This is a genomic window from Glutamicibacter sp. NPDC127525, assembly GCF_042672105.1.
GTDB lineage: Bacteria > Actinomycetota > Actinomycetes > Actinomycetales > Micrococcaceae > Glutamicibacter.
In genome coordinates, this window is sequence record NZ_JBHXVN010000001.1 from 822,109 (window position 1) to 843,196 (window position 21,088).

The 21,088-nt window shown below is 62.3% G+C and carries 16 protein-coding genes; 5 read left to right on the forward strand and 11 right to left on the reverse strand.

What is annotated here, in order from left to right; all coding sequences use genetic code 11:
- Positions 1–12: 12 nt before the first annotated feature.
- The 3 genes from ACFVHU_RS03765 to ACFVHU_RS03775 are packed head-to-tail and all read right to left on the reverse strand — an operon-like array spanning position 13 to position 6,925.
- Complete coding sequence (locus tag ACFVHU_RS03765) at positions 13–3,330, reverse strand: ATP-dependent DNA helicase (RefSeq protein ID WP_105661508.1); 3,318 nt, start codon at positions 3,328–3,330, stop codon at positions 13–15.
- On the reverse strand, positions 3,327–6,539 hold the full coding sequence (locus ACFVHU_RS03770; protein ID WP_133833705.1) for an ATP-dependent DNA helicase: 3,213 nt from the start codon (positions 6,537–6,539) through the stop codon (positions 3,327–3,329). Before ACFVHU_RS03770 ends, ACFVHU_RS03765 begins: the two co-directional genes overlap by 4 nt.
- The gene (locus ACFVHU_RS03775) at positions 6,536–6,925 is read right to left on the reverse strand and encodes an MGMT family protein (protein ID WP_166650728.1); all 390 of its coding nucleotides are present in this window, start codon (positions 6,923–6,925) and stop codon (positions 6,536–6,538) included. Before ACFVHU_RS03775 ends, ACFVHU_RS03770 begins: the two co-directional genes overlap by 4 nt.
- Before the next feature lie 88 nt (positions 6,926–7,013).
- On the opposite strand from ACFVHU_RS03775, the gene ACFVHU_RS03780 reads away from it, so the two are divergent.
- From ACFVHU_RS03780 to ACFVHU_RS03795, 4 genes are all read left to right on the forward strand, one after another.
- Positions 7,014–7,697 carry a 3'-5' exonuclease gene (locus ACFVHU_RS03780; protein ID WP_105657505.1) on the forward strand — a complete coding sequence of 228 codons (684 nt, stop codon included), beginning with the start codon at positions 7,014–7,016 and terminating at the stop codon, positions 7,695–7,697.
- 246 nt (positions 7,698–7,943) lie between these two features.
- A complete protein-coding gene (locus ACFVHU_RS03785) occupies positions 7,944–8,936 on the forward strand; it encodes a methionine ABC transporter ATP-binding protein (protein WP_105657506.1) in 993 nt (330 codons plus the stop codon).
- Positions 8,937–8,939: 3 nt separating this feature from the next.
- Positions 8,940–9,605, forward strand: coding sequence for a methionine ABC transporter permease (locus ACFVHU_RS03790; protein WP_105657507.1), 666 nt, complete (start codon positions 8,940–8,942; stop codon positions 9,603–9,605).
- Between the two features lie 103 nt (positions 9,606–9,708).
- Positions 9,709–10,557, forward strand: a complete 849-nt coding sequence (locus ACFVHU_RS03795; RefSeq protein ID WP_105657508.1) for a MetQ/NlpA family ABC transporter substrate-binding protein — start codon at positions 9,709–9,711, stop codon at positions 10,555–10,557.
- A gap of 176 nt (positions 10,558–10,733) precedes the next feature.
- Here the strand turns inward: ACFVHU_RS03795 and hemL are convergent, their stop codons facing one another.
- The 8 genes from hemL to hemE all read right to left on the reverse strand — a co-directional run bounded on the left by hemL (position 10,734) and on the right by hemE (position 19,599).
- The gene (hemL, locus tag ACFVHU_RS03800) at positions 10,734–12,041 is read right to left on the reverse strand and encodes a glutamate-1-semialdehyde 2,1-aminomutase (protein WP_388022553.1); all 1,308 of its coding nucleotides are present in this window, start codon (positions 12,039–12,041) and stop codon (positions 10,734–10,736) included.
- A 4-nt stretch (positions 12,042–12,045) separates the two neighbouring features.
- Positions 12,046–13,029, reverse strand: a complete 984-nt coding sequence (hemB, locus tag ACFVHU_RS03805) for a porphobilinogen synthase (RefSeq protein WP_105657510.1) — start codon at positions 13,027–13,029, stop codon at positions 12,046–12,048.
- A 62-nt stretch (positions 13,030–13,091) separates the two neighbouring features.
- Entirely contained in the window at positions 13,092–13,883 is a 792-nt protein-coding gene (locus ACFVHU_RS03810) for a uroporphyrinogen-III synthase (protein WP_388022555.1), read from the reverse strand.
- Positions 13,884–13,892: 9 nt separating this feature from the next.
- Positions 13,893–14,867, reverse strand: a complete 975-nt coding sequence (hemC, locus tag ACFVHU_RS03815; protein ID WP_133833703.1) for a hydroxymethylbilane synthase — start codon at positions 14,865–14,867, stop codon at positions 13,893–13,895.
- Positions 14,864–16,069: a ferrochelatase gene (locus ACFVHU_RS03820; protein WP_133833702.1), complete on the reverse strand. Its 1,206-nt coding sequence runs from the start codon at positions 16,067–16,069 to the stop codon at positions 14,864–14,866. Before ACFVHU_RS03820 ends, hemC begins: the two co-directional genes overlap by 4 nt.
- A complete protein-coding gene (gene hemQ / locus ACFVHU_RS03825; RefSeq protein ID WP_105657676.1) occupies positions 16,066–16,752 on the reverse strand; it encodes a hydrogen peroxide-dependent heme synthase in 687 nt (228 codons plus the stop codon). The genes ACFVHU_RS03820 and hemQ overlap by 4 nt, the downstream gene beginning before the upstream one ends.
- A 92-nt stretch (positions 16,753–16,844) precedes the next feature.
- On the reverse strand, positions 16,845–18,437 hold the full coding sequence (hemG, locus tag ACFVHU_RS03830) for a protoporphyrinogen oxidase (protein WP_388022559.1): 1,593 nt from the start codon (positions 18,435–18,437) through the stop codon (positions 16,845–16,847).
- 106 nt (positions 18,438–18,543) lie between these two features.
- Positions 18,544–19,599 (reverse strand): uroporphyrinogen decarboxylase, encoded by a 1,056-nt coding sequence (gene hemE / locus ACFVHU_RS03835; RefSeq protein ID WP_332594821.1) that lies wholly within the window; start codon positions 19,597–19,599, stop codon positions 18,544–18,546.
- 148 nt (positions 19,600–19,747) lie between these two features.
- Between hemE and ACFVHU_RS03840 the strand changes: the two genes are divergently transcribed.
- Positions 19,748–21,067 (forward strand): glutamyl-tRNA reductase, encoded by a 1,320-nt coding sequence (locus ACFVHU_RS03840; RefSeq protein ID WP_105657516.1) that lies wholly within the window; start codon positions 19,748–19,750, stop codon positions 21,065–21,067.
- The last annotated feature ends 21 nt before the right edge of the window (positions 21,068–21,088 follow it).

The window sequence follows — 21,088 nt, forward strand, 5'->3', positions numbered from 1 at the left end:
CGTCCTGAGCGGCTAGCCTTCGAGCTGTTCAAACGCGCTGCTGATCATCTGTTCCAGTTCTTGCTCATCGGAGAGATACTCCGCGTGGATCGTAATGCCCGCCGCCACATAGTAGAAGGCGGCCTTGATCTCCTCTAGCGGGATTCCGTGCAGGCGTGACCAGCCCAGACGATACACCGCGAGCTGGACCAGCTTGCTCTTCAGATCCTTGCCGCTAGGAACTCGACCGGTTTTCCAGTCCAGCATCAGCCACGTACCGTCGTCCATCCGGAAGACGGCATCAATGCGGCCACGCACAGCCACCGGACCCACACGGGTCTCCAATGGAACCTCGACATAGGCCGGCTGCAGCTTGGACCATTCGCTGCATAGGAACGCTTCCTTCATGGATTCAAGGTCCAGCGCCTCATCAAGATAGCCATCTGCCGGATCCTGCAGGTCTCCCAGATCAAGCATTGACGTCTTCTCGTAGAACTCTTCAATCCAGGCATGGAACGCGGTACCGCGCCGTGCAGCGAGCCCCGGTCGACGCGGCACCGGGCGTCGAAGGTTTTCCAGTACCCCAACCGGGTCCTCGGCCAGCTCGACAAACAATGAAGCACGCACATGCTCTGGTGCCTCGATGCTGCGCTCACGGCCAGCCAAGAACTCGCGCTGGCCTAGAAGTTTCTCGGCTTCTTCAGCCCACTGCCTCCCGAAGCTGGTCAGCGGCTCATGATCTGTTGGAACGGATTCGAGATCCTTCGCCACTTCCGCAATGACATTGCGCCGTGAATACGGGTATGGAGTCTTTTGCACTCCCCCCGTGACGACGGGGCCTTCCAATGGATCGTACGGCCACAGCGCTTCAAGGGGCGTCAAAGTGCTCGGGTTTTGTTCCGGCGCTTCTTCGTCCTTCACCCAGACCCCGATCTCCGCCTGGGGTTCCTCGCCTTCGGCCAGCGGAAGCAAACAGGTGAAGAATTCTGATGGCTCGGTTGGCTTGGTACGGGTGCTCGTCCAGACGCTGCTACTGCAAATCAGCAATGACTTGGCGCGGGTCACCGCAACATAGGCCAGGCGACGCTCTTCGGCAATGTGGTGGTCCTCTACCTGGTCCTTGAAGACCGATTCGGCTTCCAGCAGTTCCTTCAAGGCCGGCTGTTCGGTGTCCCATTGGGGCAGGTCGCGGGCGTCGCCACGGATTTCCCAGGGCAGCGCTTTGTCACCGCTGGTCCACCGGTCGGATTTGGAACCCGGGAACACCCCGTCGTTCAAGGTCATCACCGCCACGATGTCCCATTCCAATCCCTTGGACGCGTGAACCGTCAGCAATTGGACTGCCGCGGGGTCAGCATCTTCGCTTGGCAGCGGTAGTCCCTTTTCCTTTTCGGCGGCCTGTTCCAGCCACATCAAGAAGCCGGACAGTTCAACGCGTGGCGCATTGCGGCAGTATTCGCGTACCACATCGGCGAAGGCATCGAGGTTGGCTCGCGCCTTGTCTCGAGATATCCACGGACGGGCAGCCACCTCGATGTCCAGGTTCATGGCGCGTTCGGTCTCGCGAATCAGCGTTTCAAGGTCGTCATTGGCCAGCAGCCGCAGGCCGGCGAGTTCATCGCGCAGGGCCGCCAAGCGCTCGTAGCCCGCTGCGCTAATGGTCCTGCCGTCATTGCTGGTCCACCCTTCCCTGGGCAGGAAGTCCAGTGCTTCGACGAGGCTGGCCGCATCATTGAGTTCGGCGCGGGCCGCCTCGGTCACTGCTTCTTCGGGGCTCTGCGCCTCTTCGCTTTCTGCCGGGTCTGGCTGCAGCCCGCGGGCTCGCCGCCGTTCCAGCTGGCGGGACCAATCGGCGAAGGCCATCAGGTCTGCGGCACCCAGCCGCCAGCGCGCTCCAGCCAATAAGCGCATGAGCTTGTCGGAGCGCAGCGGGTCAACCAGCACGTGCAGGTACGAGACCAGGTCGGTGAGCTCAGGGGTGCTCAGCAATCCGGATAGTCCCACGAGCTGGTATTTGATGCCCCGCTCAGCGAGCACCTCGCCCATGATGCTCAACTGGGTACGATTTCGCGAGAGCACCGCACTGGTCTTCGGCTCGGAAGATGCCCTATTCTCGGCAACAATCATGTCGGCTATGGCGTCTGCCTCGTCGCGAACCGTTGCGCAACGGTTGAGCACCACACGACCTGGCTTGGCATGCGCCGAGGAATCCAAGGGCTTGACCGAGACCGGGCCTTGATGCTGCGGCCCGCCGGCAGTGATGCTATTCGCTGCCGCGAGCACGTTGACGGTATTGCGCCATGCGATGGTCAGGTGCTTCACGTGGGCGACGTCCCGGCCTGTGTCCCGAACAATCGGGAAGACTTCTGGGAATCGGAACAGCTGACCGGCACTAGCCCCGCGGAATCCGTAGATGGATTGGTTAGGGTCACCCACCGCGGTGACCGGATGGCCTTCGCCATAGAGTTGAGAGAAGAGCACCATCTGCGCGTGCGAGGTGTCCTGGAATTCATCCAGCAGCACCACCTTGTGGCTAGCCCGTTCGGCGAGCGCAGCTGCCGGCACCTCCTGGGCGATACGCGCTGCGTGGGCCACCAAGTCGCCGTAGTCCATCACCCCGAGGCGCTTCTTTTCCCGGGCGTACTCTTCAGCCAACTCAGCGATGGTGGCACGTGAAGCCAGCTTGTCGATGAGCTTGAGGGCTGCTTGGGTAGTTTTCTTGGGCTTCTCTGCGTCCATCGGCAAGGTGCGCAGGCGTGCCACCAGGTCATCAATCCACTGATGGGCCTCAGGTGCGGTGACCAAGTGCTCGGATGCTTCCGAACTGAAGGAAACGATGGCATCAATCAGTGTGCTGGTGGCACTGTTCAGGTGCTCGTAGTTGCCGGTGTATCTTTCCAGCACCGAGTGGGCCACCTGCCATGATTGGGCCGCGCCCAACAAGGCACTGTCTTCTTCAAGGCCAAGCCGCAGCCCATGGTCTTGGACCAGGGTGTTGGCGTAGGAGTGGTAGGTGGATACCGCAGGGTCAAGGAAGTCCCGGGTTTCTTCTGGGCTGAGCAGACCGGTGGCCACAAGCTGCGCGATCTTGGCACGGATACGCACGGAAAGCTCTCCCGCTGCCTTGCGGGTAAAGGTCACCCCGAGAATCTCTTCCGGCCGGACCAGCTGGTTGGCTACCAGCCAGACGACTTTATCCGCCATGGTTTTGGTCTTGCCCGAGCCGGCGCCGGCGATGACCAGCATCGGTTCCAATGGCGCAGCGACTATCTCAGCCTGCTGCGCGGTGGGCGGAAACTGCTCGCCCAGGGCTGCGGAGAGTTCTTCTGGAGTGAATCTGATATTGCTCATGGTTCGGTGACCTGTCGTCCTTGGGCGCACAAAGGGCAGATTTCAGGCAGCGTGCAGTTGCCGAGGATCCCTGCGGCTCCCGAAACGTGCCGGGTGATGAATTCACTGTTTCCCATCAGCGAGGCAGCTTCGAAGATGAGCGCGCGGGCCCAGTCCCCTTCACCAATTGATGGTTGTTCACGGACCGAGGCGCCCTTGGTGCTGGTACCGACGTAGACCAAGGATGCGCCGGCTGGCTCATCCGGGAGTCCTGCAGTTTCCTCGTGATCTTGCAACGCGCCGAGCTGGATTGCGGTTTGGTAGACGCCTAGCTGCGGGTGTTCCAAGGTTGCGTCCTTGGATGGCGCAGTGGAACCGGTTTTCAGGTCAACGACCCTCACCTTGCCGTTGGCGTCAGCTTCGACGCGGTCGATAATTCCGCGAAGCTGGATATGCGTGCCGTCAGGGGCCGGGACCTCGATCTGGAACGGCATCTCGCGAGCCACCAGTTCGCGTCCTTCTTGGCGCATGGTGACGCAGTAGGCGGCGAACTTCTTGAGCATGCTATTGGCACGGTCGAAGTCCCTTTGACCTTCCCAGTTCTCCAGTTTTTCCAGCTCTGGCCAGCGTTGCTCCAGGATCTGCTGGTATTCGCTTCCGCTTGCATCGGGATGCTCTTCGGCGATGGAGTGGATCAGCGTACCCAAGGAGGCCGCGAAATCGCGGGCAGCGGTTCCACCAGCGCTTTGCACAAACCAGTTCAGCGGCGATTTCACCAGGGTTTCCACCTTCGACGGTGACACCCGCCGAGGCTGGTCTTCCGGGATAACCGGTTCATGGGTAGTCAGTTCGCGCAACCCCCACCAGGAACTTGGATGCGCTCCTCGCACCGGGCGCTCTGCCTGAGCCAGGCGTCCAAGCACGTGGGTGGCGTCCTGGTACAGGTTAGCTGCTTCCACATCGTCCGGCGCTGGCGCTGCCCCAAGGCCGGCGGCCCTGGCTCTCTCGGCGGTGCTGCGCAGCTCTGCCACCAAGGTTGGAAGCGAACGGATGCGCGGAACCGCGGTTGGTTCCCTGCCTTCTGGCCCCGGTGGCTCGACCAGATCCAGGAAAGAGGAAGGCTGGCTGTCTTCGTTATCGACCGCCGTGCAAATCAGCTGGTCTCCAGCACGGGAGACGGCATTGCTGAAGCTGCGCAATTCGTCGTTGCGGATTTGGCGTACCAGATGCGTTGGCGTTCGGGTGGCCAGGAATTCAATGCCATGCTCCGCGGCGTCGGCGAGCGCATTGGAACCGAGCAGCTCGCCACGGAGCCGGAGGTTGGGCCAGGAGCCTTCTTGCAGCCCGGGGATAAAGACCACTGGCCATTGCTTTCCGGCAGCGGCAGCGGTAGTGAGAACCGTGACGGTTTGCCCACCGGCAGCACGGGTTGCCAAGGAGTCCATGGGCAATTCCTGCTGCAAGATGTGCTCGATGAACTGCTGGACGCTGGCGCCGGGAAGCTGATCCACAAAACGTTCTGCGGCTTGGAAAAGCGACAGGACAGCATCCAGGTCATGATCTGCGCGGCGGGCGGCAGTGCCGGTGCCCAGGGCCTCTTCGCGCCAGGCCTTTGCCCGGCCCGAGGCCTCCCACATCACCCAGAGCGCTGTTTCCGGTGTAGCGGTTCCGCTGGCCAGTTCGTCTTGCAGCGCGGAGTACATCTTCAGCAGCCGGTTCAATCCGTAACCCGGCTTGCCCAATTTCTCGGCCATTGCCGGTTCACGCAGGCAGGATTCAAGCAACTCCTGGCTGGAGCGGCGTCCGCCGGCTGCGGCTTCCTGCTGGCGCAAGAGCTGGCGGATCCGGCGGATTTCCAAGGCAGTGCTCATCCCATAACGCGACAGCAGCAGGTTCTGCATCAGGAGCGGGTCATCGGTGACAGAATCGCTGAACGCCAAGTTCAACAGGTCAAGCAGCGGACGGACCGCACCTTCATCCTTCAATGGAATTTCGGCCGGCGGCACCTGCACGCCGATTCCCTGGCCTTCAAGAAAACGGCTGAAGGAGCGCACCTGTGAACCGTTGCGCACCACAATCGCAATTTCAGCGAGGCTGCGGTTCTCGTAGAGGTTCAGATGCACTATCCGCTGGGCAATGAAACGTTCTTCCAAGGTGGAATTCTCGAATACCAGTGCCTGGCACAGTTCGTGTTCCGGCACGTTCAACGGCTCAATAGCTCGTCCGCGCAAGCCTGCAGCCAGCGGCACGCGGCTGACGATCCGTTTCCATGCCTCGGTGATCTGTCCAGACATTCGATAGCCGTGGGTCAGTTCGAGGCAGGTCGCTTCGCCAGCACTCGCGTAATTCTGTGCGAAACGATGCAATTCATCGGTGCGGGCACCGCGGAATCCCTGAACTACGCTGTCGGGTGCAGCGAAAGCGACCATGGCGCGGTCCTTGCCGAGCAGAGCCAGGAGGCGGTGCTGCGACAGGGTGGCTTCTTGCAGGTCATCCACGAGGATCAGGGCCAACCGGTCCTGTTCTGCGTGCAGGAACGCTTCATTGTCTTCCAGAATTTGTGCCGCCCGGGTAATCAGCCCTGCCGGGTCGAAGGCTTCGGCGCTGCCCAAGTCCAGCAGGTCGCGGTATTCCTGGTAGAACAGCGCAGCAGCGTGCCATTCGGGGCGGTTGGCTTGCTGGCCGAGGTCAGCGATGTCTGCAGGTTCCAATCCCAGCTCTGAAACACGGTCGAAGAACTCGCGGATTTCCTTGCGGAAGCCGCGAGTCCCTACTGCCAGCGCCAGTTCGCTTGGCCACTGCGGTCCTTCGGTGAGGCCTTCGGCATGGCCTTCCAGCAGGTGGCCGATGAGGGTGTCCTGTTCCGGACCGGAGAGCAAGCGGGGAATGCGTTCGAGCTGGGGCAAGAGTCCTTCAACGCGGGCACGGCGGATCAAGTCAAAGGCATAAGCCGACCAGGTGCGAACCACCGGTTCGGTGAAAGTCCGTTCTGCTCGGCGGCTGAGCTCATCACGGATCGAGGCAGCGGTCAGTCGAGTTGGCCCGATGATCAAGAGGGCCTGCGGATCGAGCCCGGCGTCAAGGTGCGCCACCGCGGTGTCGATGAGCAGATGGGTCTTGCCGGTACCCGGAGCCCCAGTGACCAGGACCGGGCTTTCCACCGAATGCAAGTGGCCAAGGACCGAGGTGGCTTCTTCGCGGGGCTGGCTTCGGGTCTCTTCCATACTCATAGTTGATCATCCATCTCGGACATTTTGGGGTTGCCCAGCGCCGTACGCAGCGCGTCAATTTTTTCCCACGCCCAGTCGTTGGGGTTCCAGCGGTATCTATTCATGTTCACGTGACGGCCAGGTGCTGCCAGTTCTTCTGCGATCCAGTGCCGTTCTGCTGCTTCGGCAAGCGCATCGGCCATGGAACCGTTGGAGCGGATAATCCGCCACCATGGTGTCCCTTCCGGCGCGCTTGCCATCGCCTTGCCCGTTTGGCGTGCTCCCCCGCTTCCGAGAAGTTCTGCCACGTCCTTGTAGCTGAGCACCGCCCCTGCCGGGACGAGTGCTGCGAGGCGATGCACCGCCTCTGAATAGTCCAGGGGCTTTTCGGCTGCGTCAGATGTCATAGCCCTATTCTGCCAATTAGCTTGCAGGACTCCACAACACGCAATTCGCAGGGCCGTCCTGTCCCGCCTTGGCTGTAGCGTTATATCCATGACTGAATGGCACAAGGGCCTGGCAATTGGCTTTGATTTGGAAACCACTGGTGTTGATACCAATACTGCACGCATCGTTACGGCATCGGTTGTCTTGCTGGATGCCGATGGCAAAGTGGTGAACAACCGCGAGTGGCTGGTAAACCCCGGGGTCGAGATTCCAGAGGCCGCGGCCGCAGTTCACGGAATCTCCACCGAGAAAGCCCGCGCCGACGGTGCCCCGGCGAAACAGTCCGTTCAGGAGATCTTGAATTTGCTGAAGTTCGCCTCGGAGCAAGCGCCAATCGTTGCTTTTAATGCTTCGTACGATTTCTCAGTGCTCTACAGCGAAGCCGTTCGCTACGACCTTGAGCCGTTTTTCCCGGGCAATGTGATCGATCCGTTCATCATCGACAAGCAGGTTGACAAGTTCCGCAAGGGGAAGCGCACCCTTGCGGCGGCTTGCGAGTTCTACGGTGTAGTCCTCGAAAATGCGCACACCTCGTTGGCCGATGCAGTTGCCTGCGTCGAGGTCGCTCGCCAGCTGGGCGAACGCTATCCGCAGTTGCAAGTAGATCCGATGGTGCTGCACGGCTGGCAGATCGGTTGGGCGAAAGAACAGGCAGAAAGTTTCCAGAAATACTTGCGCAAGACGAAGCCTGAAGCTGTTGTCGACGGCGCTTGGCCTATCACCGAGTCGTAAAGATTGAAATAATCAGCTTCTTGTGCCCCGTTTCACATGGGGTCAACAGGCCTCGCGACCACCATGCGGAAGCCAATCGTTCATTTTCTGTCACAAATCAACAAATTATATTCGAAGGCTCCCCCATTAAGGCCTCATACTAAGAATCTTGACTGTAATTTCCCCTTGATTCGGGCGATTTTGTTCGATGATGATTCAATGGAGGGTACTCTCTACACCCTTTGAGAATCTGAAGGAACACGCCTAGTGATCACAGTCAGTGACCTGCGCAAGGTCTACCAGCAAGACGGCAAGGATGTTGTTGCCCTTGATGGTGTCAGCCTTGAAGTCCCTACCGGGAAAATTCATGGCATCGTCGGACATTCCGGAGCGGGTAAATCCACTCTCGTCCGTTGCTTGACCTTGCTCGACCAGCCCACATCCGGAACCGTTGCCGTTAACGGCAAGGAGCTGACCAACGTCAGCACCGACGAGTTACGGAATGCGCGACGTCGAATTGGCATGGTTTTCCAGCACGCGAACCTCTTCGACTCGCGCACCACCGAGCAGAATGTGGCATACCCGCTGGAGCTTGGTGGCATGCCCAAAGCCGAAATTGATGCCAAGGTCGCTGAACTCCTGGAGCTCGTGGGCCTGACCAGGTTCGCCAAAGGGTACCCATCCCAGCTTTCCGGTGGCCAGCGCCAGCGCGTTGGTATCGCCCGGGCGCTGGCCACCGATCCGGATGTCCTGCTCTGTGATGAGCCGACCAGTGCCTTGGATCCGAAGACCACCGATGAAATCCTCGATTTGGTCAAGAAGCTGCGCGATCGGTTGAACATCACCGTGCTGATCATTACCCACGAAATGCACGTCGTGAAGCAAGCCTGCGATTCCGTTTCGCTGCTGGAAGGCGGCAAGATCGTGGAGCACGGCAATATCGAACAGGTCATCACCAACGCCGAAGGCACTTTGGCTTCCACGTTGCTCCCGCTTCCGGGCGACGCACCACGCATCGAGGGCGAAGGACCGATCCTGGACCTGCTCTACACCGGCGGCCAGGCGACCCAGCCTGTCATCTCTTCCATTGCCCGCTTGTTCAATACCGATGTCAATGTCTTGGCTGGTTCGGTCGAGCAGCTTGGCAACCAGCAGTACGCGCACTTGCGCCTGCAGCTGGCTCCCGACGCGGATCTGGATGCAATCGTGAACCACCTGAAGTCCACCGGCATCGCCGTAACCGTGAAGGGAGCCAAGTAAGCAATGGATTTCTTCACCCCCACCGTACTCAAGGCCGTAGGCCAAGCGACCGTCGAAACCCTGCAGATGGTCTTGATCTCAGGTGTGATCACCGTGATCATCGGACTGCTGCTGGGTATCTTGCTGCATGTCACTGGCAAAGGCGGACTGGCGCCGGTCCGCTGGCTAAACGCGATTCTCTCCACGGTGATCGTGAACATCACCCGTTCCGTCCCGTTCGCCATCTTAATGGTCGCCCTGATTCCGTTCGCCGCGATGCTCATCGGCACCGCGCTGGGCCCGATCGCTGCCTCGGTCTCTTTGACCATCGGCACGGTCCCATTTTTCGCCCGCCTGGTGGAAACCGCCTTGCGCGATGTTTCCGCTGGCAAGGTCGATGCCGCGCTGGTGATGGGTTCCACCAAGCTGCAAACCATTCGCAAGGTCCTGGTGCCTGAAGCCATGCCCGGCATCATTTCGGCCGTCACCACCACTCTGGTGACCTTGATCGGCTACTCCGCGATGGCTGGCTTGGTAGGCGGTGGCGGTTTGGGTCGTCTGGCCTACAACTACGGCTACGTCCGCTACAACATGCCCATCATGCTTGCGACCATCGTGATTATCGTGATCATGGTCCAGCTGGTGCAGGTCATCGGTGATGCGATCGCCCGCAAGGTCGATCACCGCTAGTCAAAACTTCCGCCGGTCTATCCGGCGGAGCCGTGGAACCGCTGAGGACACGGCAAATCCACTCGCATCGTGCCTCACGGCTCTACCTAAGGAAAGACAAGTTATGCGCAAGAAACTCGCACTCGCCATCACCGGTGTTGCCACCGCATTCGCCCTGACTGCTTGCGGCAGCAGCGAACCAACTGCTGATGCTGCAGCGACCCTGGATCCGGCAAACCCTACGGTTATCAAGGTAGGCGCCAGCCCGGTCCCACAGGCAGACATCCTGAACTTCATCGATGAGAACTTGGCGAAGGAAGCCGGCATCGACTTGGAAGTCATGGAGATCGATGACTACGTCACCCCGAACACCGGACTTGCCGACGGCTCGCTGGATGCCAACTACTTCCAGACCGAGGCCTACCTGGCTACCGAGATGAAGGAAAAGGGCTACGAGTTCGCGCACGGCGCTGGCGTTCATGTGGAGCCAATGACCGTCTTCTCGAAGAAGTTCAAGGACGCCAAGGACGTCGCAGAAGGCACCAAGGTACTGCTGAACAACGACCCGGTGAATCAGATCCGCGGCATGCGCGTCCTGGAAGAAGCAGGGCTGCTGCAGAACCTCAGCGATGATGATTCCCTGCTGACCGTCAACGGCAACGCGGACAAGAACCCGCTGAACCTCGAAATCACTGACGCCAACGCCGAGCAGGTCGTCCAGTACTACAAGTCCGATGATTCCATCGGCTTGGCGGTCATCAACGGCAACTACATCGTCCAGGCCAAGCTGGACAAAGCAGAGATGCTTGCCCAGGAGTCGGGCGCGAACAACCCCAACGCCAACTTCCTGACCTGGCGCGACGGCGAAGAGACCCCGGCTGTTGCGAAGCTCGAAGAGCTGTTGCACTCCGATGAGGTCCGCGATTACATCGAGAAGACCTGGACCGACGGCAGCGTTATCGCCGCTTTCTAATCCGGTTTCCAGCCACGGGGCATTCCCGAACGCTTGAACCTTGACTGCCCGAGTTCCGTATACGGAACTCGGGCAGTTCCGTTTCCCACCGTCTTTCCAGGCTTAAATGAGCCAGGGCCAGGCAAGCACCTCACGGTGCCTGCCTGGCCCTGGCTGTTGCCCTCGGGAGCCTGCAATTAGGCCGTGGCGGCCGCAGCGGCCCGGGCAGCTGCTGGGAGGGCCGCGAAGATCTTCTCCATTGCGGCATCATCATGGGCCGCCGAGACGAACCATGCTTCGAAGACGCTTGGCGGCAGGTACACCCCGGAGTCCAGCATCGAGTGGAAGAACGGTGCATAGCGGAAGGCTTCCTGCCCCTGCGCGTCAGCGTAGTTGCGCACTCCCCTTTCGGAGGTGCCGAAAGCTACCGAGAACAAGGTACCGGCGCGCTGGATCGAGTGGTCCAGGCCAGCAGCATTGAAGGATTCGGTGATGGCACCCTGCAGCGCCTCGGACTGCTTGGCCAGGTGCGCGTAGACGTCCTCGGTCGCGTGGGTCAGCTGGGCGATGCCGGCAGCCATCGCTACCGGGTTGCCCGACAGCGTGCCTGCCTGGTAGACCGGACCCAATGGTGCCAGGTAGTCCATGACCTCAGCGCGTCCGCCCAGGGCCGCGGTGGGCAAACCGCCGCCGATGACCTTGCCGAAGGTGTAGAGGTCTGCGTTCCAGCCCTCTTCCTTGCCGGTCAGGCCCCAGTAGCCCGATGAGGAAGCGCGGAAGCCGGTGAGGACCTCGTCGAGGATCAGCAGCGCGCCGTGCTTGGCGGTAGTTTCCTTCAGGAACTTGTTGAATCCGTCCTCTGGAACTACGACACCCATGTTGCACGGAGCAGATTCGGTAATCACCGCAGCGATATTCGCACCGTGCTCGGCGAAGGCCGCCTCGATGGCGGCGCGGTCGTTATAGGGCAGCACCAAGGTCTCTGCTGCCGTGGCAGCGGTCACGCCGGCGGAATCTGGCAAGGCCAGGGTGGCAACACCCGAGCCGGCGTCGGCCAGCAGGCCATCGAGGTGGCCGTGGTAGCAGCCGGAGAACTTGATGACAAGGTCACGGCCGGTGTAGCCGCGGGCCAGGCGGACGGCGGTCATGGTGGCTTCGGTGCCGGTGGAGACCATGCGCACGCGTTCCACCCCGCCCATGCGGGACTTGATCAGCGCGCCGAGCTTGGCCTCATCCGGAGTGGATGCGCCGAAGGACAAACCGCGGTCCACGGCCGCGTGCACGGCAGCCTGGATCTCCGGGTGGGCGTGGCCCAGCAGTGCCGGACCCCATGAGCACACCAGGTCGACATACTCCTTGCCGTCGGCGTCGGTCAGGTATGCGCCCTTGGCACCGACCATGAATGGAGGAACACCGCCGACCGAACCGAAGGCGCGCACCGGGGAGTTCACGCCACCTGGCATGACTTCGCGGGCTTCGGCGAAAAGCTTTTCAGAGTTCGACATGTTATTACTTGCCTTCCTTGAGCCAGCCGGCAACTTCGGCTGCATAGTAGGTGAGGATCTGCTGGGCACCGGAGCGCTTGATCGACAGCAGCGATTCAAGCACGGACGCCTTGCGGTCAATCCAGCCGTTGGCGGCGGCGGCCTCGATCATCGAGTACTCGCCGGAAATCTGGTAGGCGGAGACTGGAACTGGGGAAATATCGGCAATATCGCGCACGATATCCAGGTAGCTCATGGCCGGCTTGACCATGATCATGTCCGCGCCTTCGGCAATATCCAGTTCAGCTTCCAGCACCGCTTCGCTGCGGTTGGCCGAATCCATCTGGTAGGTGCGGCGGTCCCCCACCAGCTGGGAGTCCACTGCCTCGCGGAACGGGCCGTAGAAAGCGCTGGCGTACTTGGCGCTGTAGGCGAGGATGGAGACATCCTGGCGCCCGGCAGCATCCAGTGCCTGGCGGATGACACCGATCTGGCCGTCCATCATGCCCGACGGGCCCAGCATGTGGGCGCCGGCTTCGGCCTGGGCCACGGCCATCTGACCGTAGATTTCCAAGGTGGCATCGTTATCCACGTTGCCCTGGGCATCGAGCACGCCGCAATGGCCGTGCGAGGTGAATTCATCCAGACAGACATCGGACATGACCACCAGTTCATCGCCTACCTCGGCGCGCACCGCGGCAATGCCGCGGTTCAAGATGCCCTGCGGGTCCAGACCGGCCGAGCCGTTCTCGTCGCGTACTTCCGGGATGCCAAAGAGCATGATGCCACCCAGCCCCAGCTCGGCCGCGTACGCCGCGGCAGCCTTCAGCGAGTCCATGGTGTGCTGGTAGACCCCCGGCATGGAGGTGATCTCGTTGGGTTCGACCAGTCCCTCGCGCACGAAGGCAGGCAAGATCAGTTGGCGTGCCGAAAGCTCATTTTCTGCCACCAGGCGGCGGATGGCAGGATTCTGCCGCAACCGGCGCGGGCGATGCTGAGGGAAACCCATGGCTCCTCTTTCTCCAGTTCTCATAACTTCTTATTCCGTTGTGCACACTTCCGGTCCCGGAGTTACCGGTGCCGGAGCAAATCTTGGGCCGCACGGGCCAGGCCCTGCGGGGTGGGAGCGGAGGCCACGGCATGCACCGGCAGCCCGGCACGCTCCATAGCCCGGGCCGTTGGATGGCCAATCGCGATGGTCTGCAGCTTCCCGGGCAGCTGCGTCCCTGCCAGCTGCACGAAGCGGCGGACCACGCTGGGCGCCGAGAAGACCACCAAATCCTGTTCTTCCAGTCTGTCACCGATCCGGTTCGCCGGTAGGACGTTGAGTCCGGCTGCCGCTTCCGGCTCAGAGACCGGGGTGCCGGGCGCCGGGGCATCCACGGTTTCATAGGCAATGAATTCGTTGACCTGCACCGGGTATTTGCTCAGCCCATCAGCCAGCGTGGAGCTGGCCAGATCGCCGTGCGGATAGCAGATCCTGGCACCCGGCTCAGGGATCCATGCCGCAAGCATGCCGGCAGCCGATTGCTCTTCAGCTTCGAAGTCCACGCTGCGGCCCAAGTGCCGCTTGATGGCCTCGGTGGACTTCTCTCCAACCGAGGCCAGACGCAGCTGCTCCGGCAGGAGCGCTCCAGCCAGCACCTGCTGCACCACCTTGACGGTATTCACCGAGGTGAAGACCAGCCAGGAGTAGTCTCCGGCGACCAGATCGCTGGCCATGCGCTGCAATGCGCTGCGGTCGGCGGGCCAAACAGTTTCGATCAGCTGGGCGCACCACGAGGTGATGCCCAGCCGATCGAATTCCTGCACGGTGGCCGCGGCACGTGCCGGGTTGCGCAGGATCAGTGCTTGATAAGCCATGGTCCGGAACTAGGCCAGCCCGGCAACTACGGCAGCGCCATCAGCGATCATCGACTGCGCCAGCGAACGGCCCAGCTGCTGTGCTGCATCCGCCGTGCTGCAGGAGATCCGCGCACTGCGGCGCATGGTCTGCGAGCCATCGGGGTTGCAGGCCACCGCTTCGAGGACCAGCTCATCGCCCTCGATATGGGCCAAGGCGCCAATCGGGGCAGCACAGCCGGCTTCCAATTCGGAGAGCAGCGCACGTTCGGCCTCCACCTGCATGCGGGTGGCGGCATCATCGAACTGCGCCAGAGCCGCATCCAATGCGCCGTGGCCGGTGCCCGCGGTACGGGTTTCCAGCGCCAAGGCGCCCTGGCCCGGGGCGGGCAGCATGATGGAGGGATCCAGGTACTCGGTGATGTGCTTGTCCAAGCCCAGGCGGCGCATCCCGGCAGCTGCCAGGATCACCGCGTCCAGGTCACCCTGGGTGCCGCGGCCCACGCTGCCATCATCCAGCGTCTTCCCGACACCCTTGACCCGGCCTAAGCGGGTGGGGACGTTGCCGCGGATATCGACAATCTCGAAGTCGCTGCGGTAGGCCAGCAGCTGGGCTGCACGGCGCGGCGAACCGGTACCGATCTTCGCACCCTGGGGCAGCTGGTCCAAGCCCAGCGAGTCGCGCGAGCACAGGGCATCGCGGACATCCTCGCGCGGCGGGATCGAGGCCAGGACCAGGCCCTCGGGCTGCGCAGTGGGCAGGTCCTTGAGCGAGTGCACGGCCAGGTCGCAGCCGGAATCGAGCAGGTGCTGGCGCAGCGCGGCGGCGAAGACGCCGGTGCCTCCGAGGGTGGCCAGCGAGCCGGTCACCACATCGCCTTCGGTCTTGACCAGCACGGTCTGCGCGGCCAACCCGGAAATCCCGGCCAGCTTCTGCGCGGCCCATCCGGTCTGGGTGGTCGCCAGCGCGCTGCCGCGCGTTCCTACGCGAAATGCTTCGGTCATGGCTGGGGTACACCAACTTCTGAATCGACTGCGCCGATGGTCGGGCGCAAGGTTCCGTCCAGGGCGCGCTTCTCGCAGCAGCCCGGACGGCAGACATCAAACCATGGGCCGCATTCGAGAACCGAGGTGCGGCCGGCGCGCAGGGCCTTGCCATCGGGGCCGGCCAGGCGTTCTTCGACCAAGTCCACCAGTCCGGAGATGAACGCCTGGTGGGTGCCCGGGGTGGCGACGCGGTCAAAGGCCAGGCCCAGTTGGGCGCAGCTGTCCTTGGCTTCGGTATCCAGATCCCACATGACTTCCATGTGGTCCGAGATGAAGCCGATGGGCACGACCACGACGCCGGCGACACCGGCTGCGGCATCCTCTTCCAGCGCGTCGTTGATATCCGGTTCCAGCCATGGCACATGCGGTGCCCCGGAGCGGGACTGGTAGACCAGGCTGTGCTCCAGGCCCTTGGCCTCCTCCACCTGGGACAGGATGTAGTTGGCCACCGCCTGGTGCTGGCTGGTGTAGAGATTCCCGTAGCCTGCGGCCCGGATACCTTCGGGTCCTGCGGCCTCGGCGTCGGCCATCGGAATGGAGTGGGTGACGAAGACGATCTTGATCGCCCCGTCTTCCTTGCCCGCTTCGGCCAGCTGCGCACGCACATTGGCCAGCGAGGAACGCAAGGACTGCGCAAAGGGCGTCACGAAGGCAGGAGTGTCGAAGAACTGGCGCAGCTTGTCCACTTCCACCACACCGTCCAGCCCGGTGTTGACTAGGCCCATGCCCGCATCCTCGCGGTACTGGCGGCAGGCCGAGTAGCCGGAGTAGGCGCCGGTGCCCATAAGCAGCACCTTGCGGTGGCCGTCGGCAGCCAGCTGCTTGAGGGTGTCGTCGATAAACGGGTGCCAGTTGCGGTTGCCCCAGTAAATGGGCAGGTCGATGCCGCGGGTAGCCAGCTCTGCCTCCAGCGCGGCCTTCAGTGCACGGTTCTGCGCGTTGATTGGCGAGACGCCGCCGTTCTTGCGGTAGTGCACCGCAACTTCTTCCAGGCGCTCGTCAGGGATGCCGCGGCCCTCGGTGACCTTGCGCAGGAACGGGATGACATCATCCTGCCCTTCCGGTCCGCCGAAGGATGCCAGCAAGATGGCATCGTAGGACTTGGGAATCATCTGGCCGTTGCGGTCATATCCCTCGCGGGGGTCAAAGGCCTGGCTCACTTCAGTACCTCTAGCGCTTCAGCTGCCGAGATGCGGCGGCCGGTGTAGAACGGAGTCTCCTCACGCACATGGTGGCGAGCTTCGGTGTAGCGCAGGTGGCGCATCATGTCGACGAGATCGATCATGTCGTCGGCTTCGAGGCAGATCTGCCATTCGTAGTCGCCGAAGGAGAAGGCCGCTACGGTGTTGGCCAGCACGTTCGGGAATTCGCGGCCCAGGATGCCGTGGTCGCGCAGCATCTTGCCGCGGGCCGCCGGATCCAGGGTGTACCACTCGGTGGAGCGGACGAATGGGTAAACGGTCATCCATTCCTTCGGATCCAGGCCGCGCGCGAACGCTGGCGAGTGGTCCTTGGCGAATTCCGCTTCACGGTGCACGGCCATGGTGGAGTAAACGATTTCGGTGCCGGCCAGCAGGGCCGAACGGCGGATCTTGCGCATCGATGCCTGCAGCAGCTGGGCCGATGGCCCGTGCACCCAGAACATCACGTCAGCGTCCTCGCGCATGGCCGAAACGTCGTAGATGCCGCGCACGGTGGCGCCTTCGGCGGCCAGCTCGGCGACCAGCGCATCGAATTCAGCGGCAGCAGCCTCGGAACGCTCGACAATTTCCGAACGCTTGAAAATGGTCCAGAGAGTGTAGAAGAACGTCGGGTTTTCTCCTGCATTTTCGCGTTCACGAATTACTGGGGAATTATGCTCCGGTGCGTTGCTCACTTGATATTCTCCTTGATCTGGTTTCGGACAAAAGTCCAGGATAGTTGGCCCGGGTGCGGTTAGCGGGCGCTGATCGCGACGGCACTGCGGGCTTGGGCGATAACTCGCGCCAGTCCGGTGCCGGCAATCCATGCGCCAACCACATCGAGCCCTTCGAAGCCCGACAGGCTGCGCTGCAGTTGCGCGCGGCGCGTGGTAGCGGCCTGGCCCTGCAGCGGAACCATGTCGCTGAAGCGTGAAACGGTGCTTCCCAAGACATCATCAAGATGCAATTGAACACCGAGAATCTTTGAAGCATCTTTGATTGCCTGGTCGATGAGAGCTGAATCATCTCCGGATTCGACAAGTTGCTCATGTTCGCCGATTCGTCCAAAGGACAGTCGCAGTACGTGGGTGCCAGGGCCGGTCTCTGCGGCGAGCCAGGGCCACTTGGCCGTGGAATGGGTCAGCGCCTTGGCCGTCAGCGGGGCGTTCCTGGAGACCAGCACACCCGATCCGCGCGGGGCATCATCGAGTTCCGGCTTATCGACCACCAGGATCGCCAAGGCAATGGCATTGGCACCGCTTTCGCCGGCGATCCGCTCTTCTGGTGCCAGCAGGGGGTTCAGCAGGTCCAGTGCCGGCTCGGCCGGCGTCGCGAGAACTACCCGGTCAGCGAGCAGTTCATGGCCCAAGGTCGTGACTGCATACGGAGTTGGCGACTGCGCATCGTGGCGCAAGGAGGTCACCGGCGAATTGCGCACCAGCGCAACGCCAGCCTGCTCCAGCTGGGACACCAGGGCTTCGACCATGGTGTACATGCCGCCGTTGAGGCCAGCCACACGGGAACCAGCCGGAGCCGAAGCCTGCAGCCGGGTGACGGCGCGGGCCAGCGAACCGGTCTCCTGCATGGCTTGGCGCAGGCCAGGCGCGGCGGCGTCAATGGAAATCTTGGCAGGGTCGGTGGAATAGACGCCGTTGATGACCGGGGCCACCAGCTGGTCCAGTACCGCCTGTCCCATGCGGGAACGGACCACTTCAGCGATGGTCAGGTTCTCCGTGGCCCACTTCTTGTTCATGGGCGTGATCAGATCCGCTGCGGCACGCACGGTGGCCGGTCGGCCAATGATGCCGCGCACCTCGTCGGTGCGCACATTGCCCGGGATGCCCAGCATTGCGGTGGCAGGCATCTGGTGAGCATGAATTTCCTGCTCTTCCCCCTGGATGAGCCAGGCCCGCTCTCCGGAGGTCCTGGCGATCTGCCCGCCTAGATCCAGCTCGTCGAGGTAGGAGGAAACAATGCCGCCACGCAGGGCGAAGGATTCCGCGCCAGCATCAATCTCCATGCCGGCAACTTCGGTGGTGCGCACGCAGCCACCGAAGTTCGCGGTTGCTTCCAGCACGGTCACTTCGTGTCCGGTCTGGCGAAGTTCACGGGCAGCGACCAGGCCGGCGATGCCGCCACCGATCACCACCGCATGCGGGGCCAATGGTTTCTGGGCCTGATCGGCCGATTCGCTCTTCGCTAGGCGTGCTTCGCTGGCGCTGCGCACCTTTTCCAGCAGGCGCAAGGCATGCGCTGCGGCATCGTTGGCAATATCGCGTCGCGGTTTGGACGCGCCGGTGGCTTCAGCTGAATCCCCTGCGCGCAGATTGCGCTGTTCCTTGCTCACGTGCCTAGCACCTTCTACCTTCACAATATGCCGATGCCCTGTTCCCTGCCCATGGCCTCGAGGGCCAGTTGGAACACAGCGTTAAACCTAGCTTAGACCTGTTGAATTACAGCGAGTGAATGAGCTCCACCACACGGGTCAACACGGTTGGGTCGGTGGTTGGCGGAACGCCATGGCCCAGGTTCACCACATGTCCGCGGGCCTTCTTGCCTGCTGCAACCACTTCGCGCACGTGCGCCTCGAGGACTTCCCACGGGGCATCGAGCAACGCCGGGTCGATGTTGCCCTGGACCGAAACGTCCTGGCCCAAGCGTTCAATCGCGGTTTCCAGCGGGATGCGGTAATCCACGCCCACGGTATCCACGCCAGCATCGCGCATGGCGGTGAGCAGTTCGCCGGTGCCGGTTCCGAAGTGGATCAACGGCACGCCCAGGTCGCGGACGTAGTCCAGGGACTTCACCGAGTACGGGGCGACGTGCTTCTGGTAGTCCGGAAGCGAGAGCGAACCAGCCCAGGAGTCGAAGAGCTGCGCGGCCGAGGCGCCGGCTTCAACCTGCGCCCGCAGGAACTTGCCCGAGGCGTCGGCAGCCCAGGTCATCAGTCCGTCCCAGACATCCGGGTCGGTGTGCATCATGGTGCGCGGGCCCAGGTGGTCGCGGCTTGGCTTGCCCTCGACCATGTAGGCGGCCACGGTGAATGGCGCACCGGCGAAACCGATCAGCGGGGTCTTGCCCAGCTCGGCCACGGTCAAGCGCACGGCTTCGCGGATGGGTTCCAGCGACTCGTCCGTCAGCTCCGGAAGGGCAGCTACCTGCTCCCTGGTGCGAATCGGGGTGTCCAGCACCGGGCCAACGCCTGGCACGATGTCCACGCCAATGCCTGCAAGGCGCAGCGGGATGACGATGTCCGAGAAGAAGATGCCGGCGTCCACCTTGTGGCGGCGCACCGGCTGCAAGGTGATCTCGCTGGCCATGGCAGGGTCAAGGCAGGAGTCGAGCATGCTCACTCCTTCACGCAGCTTCAGGTATTCAGGCAGCGAACGGCCAGCCTGGCGCATGAACCACACCGGGTGATGCGACGGCTTCTTGCCGGTCAAAGCGTGGATCAAAGCGGAATCTTGGGTACGTCCATCAATCAACGGATGGTTCTGCGACAGGGTCATGCCCCAATTCTGCCAACTCTTCAGATTAAAAGCCCATTTACTGCGTTCGCCCGCAGGGGAAGGTGAGCAAACTAACCCCTTGGAACCATGCGGATTTAGGCACACCTGCGTTGTCTGCCGGTATTTTCCGGCCTATTCTGGGGTCACTGTGGTTTTCTTATCTCTTGTCGCATCGCATTCCCAGCTCGATCTGGAGACCGTCGCACAAATCAGTGCTTCGGCCGACGGGCTGGCAGCTGCCTCCGTTAACGGTTCGGCGGCTATCAATGGCGCCGTCGTGCTGGCCACCTGCAACCGCTTCGAAGTCTACGCAGACGTGGACCACGTGGAGGACGCAGCAGAACATCTGGTCAACGAGCTGGCAGCAAGCACCGACCTCTCCCCCGAATTCCTGGCCCGCCGTCTCACCACGCTGGAAGGCGACCCGGTAGTTGAGCACCTCTTCTCCGTAGGCGCCGGACTGGACTCGGCCGTTGTCGGCGAACGCGAAATCGCTGGCCAGGTGCGTCGAGCACTGACCCAGGCGCAGCAAGAGAAGACCACAACCAGCAACCTCACCCGCCTGTTCCAGAACGCCACCCGCGCGGCCAAGGATGTCGGTTCGAATACCGACCTTGGCACCCAGGGCAAGTCCGTGGTTTCGGTGGCCCTCGATCTGGCCGAAGAACTGGCCACTGAAGGCCGCGACTGGTCCGAGCAGGATGTTGTGCTCTTTGGCACCGGTTCCTACGCTGGCGCCACCATGGCGTTGCTCAAGGAACGCGGCGTCCAGCGCATTTCGGTTTACTCGCATTCCGGGCGCGCCGCAGATTTCACCGCGAAGCGCGGCGGTTTCCCGCTCAGCGACGAATTGCTGCCGCAGGCCCTGCGCGAAGCTGACATCATCGTTGGCTGCTCCGGCGGCGGTCACCAGTTGGCCCGTGCAGAGCTTGAAGCGCTGCGCGTGAAGAAGCACCCGCTGATCGCCATCGACATGGCGCTCACCCACGACTTCGATCCGACCATGGTCGAACTGCCCGATGTTGAACTGATTACCTTGGAATCGGTGCGCATGGCCGCCCCGACCGAGCAGGCCATGGCCGTTCACGCGGCTAGCCGCATCGTCAAGAACGCCACCGCAGAATTTGCCGCCGCTCAGCGTGAACGCGAGGCCGACTTCGCGATTGTCGCGCTGCGCCAGCACACCAAAGCCGTTCTGGATGCCGAGATCGCGAAGGTCCGTGCCCAGCACGGCTGCAGCGCCGCGGCCGAGGAAGTCGAGCTGGCCATGCGCCGCATGGTGCGCCAGCTTTTGCATGTGCCTACCGTGCGTGCCCGCGAACTGGCAGGCGAAGGCCGCACCGGCGAATACGTCTCGGCCCTGGAAACCCTCTACGGCTTGGAGCTCTCGCAGCCGGAGCCCGGGAAATCGGAGACTACGCAGGCCCTGGGCAACTGTCCAGCCGCCCCGGAAGCCAAATCAGCGTAGAAAACCTGATTTCCCCCAGCA

Excerpts from the sequence above, each read along its gene's own strand:
- ACFVHU_RS03775 (WP_166650728.1), bottom strand. The coding sequence starts at position 6,925 with ATGACATCTGACGCAGCCGAAAAGCCCCTGGACTATTCAGAGGCGGTG.
- hemE (WP_332594821.1), bottom strand. The coding sequence starts at position 19,599 with ATGACCCTGTCGCAGAACCATCCGTTGATTGATGGACGTACCCAAGAT.
- ACFVHU_RS03780 (WP_105657505.1), top strand. The coding sequence starts at position 7,014 with ATGACTGAATGGCACAAGGGCCTGGCAATTGGCTTTGATTTGGAAACC.
- hemC (WP_133833703.1), bottom strand. The coding sequence starts at position 14,867 with ATGACCGAAGCATTTCGCGTAGGAACGCGCGGCAGCGCGCTGGCGACC.
- ACFVHU_RS03770 (WP_133833705.1), bottom strand. The coding sequence starts at position 6,539 with ATGAGTATGGAAGAGACCCGAAGCCAGCCCCGCGAAGAAGCCACCTCG.
- ACFVHU_RS03790 (WP_105657507.1), top strand. The coding sequence starts at position 8,940 with ATGGATTTCTTCACCCCCACCGTACTCAAGGCCGTAGGCCAAGCGACC.
- ACFVHU_RS03795 (WP_105657508.1), top strand. The coding sequence starts at position 9,709 with ATGCGCAAGAAACTCGCACTCGCCATCACCGGTGTTGCCACCGCATTC.
- ACFVHU_RS03810 (WP_388022555.1), bottom strand. The coding sequence starts at position 13,883 with ATGGCTTATCAAGCACTGATCCTGCGCAACCCGGCACGTGCCGCGGCC.
- ACFVHU_RS03765 (WP_105661508.1), bottom strand. The coding sequence starts at position 3,330 with ATGAGCAATATCAGATTCACTCCAGAAGAACTCTCCGCAGCCCTGGGC.
- hemB (WP_105657510.1), bottom strand. The coding sequence starts at position 13,029 with ATGGGTTTCCCTCAGCATCGCCCGCGCCGGTTGCGGCAGAATCCTGCC.
- hemL (WP_388022553.1), bottom strand. The coding sequence starts at position 12,041 with ATGTCGAACTCTGAAAAGCTTTTCGCCGAAGCCCGCGAAGTCATGCCA.